This window comes from Mesobacillus boroniphilus JCM 21738 (genome assembly GCF_000517385.1).
Classification (GTDB): domain Bacteria; phylum Bacillota; class Bacilli; order Bacillales; family Cytobacillaceae; genus Mesobacillus; species Mesobacillus boroniphilus.
The window spans coordinates 1-973 of record NZ_BAUW01000222.1 but is presented as its reverse complement, the minus strand read 5'-3'; the positions used below and the strand labels follow the sequence as shown (position 1 = coordinate 973).

Here is a 973-nt window from a genome sequence, read left to right as displayed (position 1 = left end):
TGTGACTGCTAGAATAAAGTGAACAGTTTCCGCTAAATAAAAATGAACACTTATTTACTACAGAGACTCTTGGCTATATCATAGATTATTAGCTTCTTAGATATAGGCAGGAGGAAATGAAGGGTGGATAAGTTTGAAATGTATATAGAGATTAGGGGACTGATTAATCAGAAGTACAGCGTTTCAGCTATTGCAAGGAAAATGAAGATATCAAGAAACACTGTGTATAAGTACCTACAGAAGACACCTGATGAAATGGCAGACTGGACGGCATCTACTATGGCTAGAACGAAAAAATTAGATACTCATAAAGAGTTGGTATTGGATTGGTTAAGGGAATATCCAGACATGACAGCAGCCCAAGTATATGATTGGCTGAAAGAAAAGTTTCCTACTTTCAAAGTGGGAGAAAGTACAGTGAGGAATTATGTAAAAGATCTTCGGGCAGAGTACTCAATCCCTAAAGAGCTTAACAAACGGGAATACGAAGCCATTCCTGACCCGCCAATGGGTGAACAAATACAAGCAGATTTCGGTTTCGTGACAGTAAGGAATAAAGCTGGTAAGCCAGTCAAACTCATGTTCATCGTATTTGTATTAGCGCACTCGAGGTTCAAATATGTTTGGTTCCAAAATAGGCCATTTACGACTAAGGATGTAGTAGAGGCACATAAAAAAGCGTTTATTGCTTTCAGCGGAGTTTCCAAAGAAATTGTGTACGACCAGGACCGGCTACTAGTTGTAGCAGAAAATGAAGGAGATATTCTTCTTACCGAGGAATTTCAGCAGTTTGTCAACGAGGTGGAGTTTAAAGTGGTTTTATGCCGAAAGGCAGACCCTGAAAGTAAAGGAAGAGTAGAAAACGTAGTAGGCTTCGTCAAGAAGAACTTCGTTCAACACAGAATCTATCACAATATTGATTCCTGGAACGAGCAATGCCAGCACTGGTTGGATAGGACAGGCAATGGAAAAG

General features: G+C 39.8%; 1 protein-coding gene. It reads left to right on the top strand.

Annotated elements, in window-relative coordinates; genetic code table 11:
- Positions 1 to 123: 123 nt before the first annotated feature.
- Positions 124 to 973: IS21 family transposase (gene istA / locus JCM21738_RS21905; RefSeq protein WP_035210313.1), on the top strand; the 850-nt coding region annotated here is incomplete at its 3' end.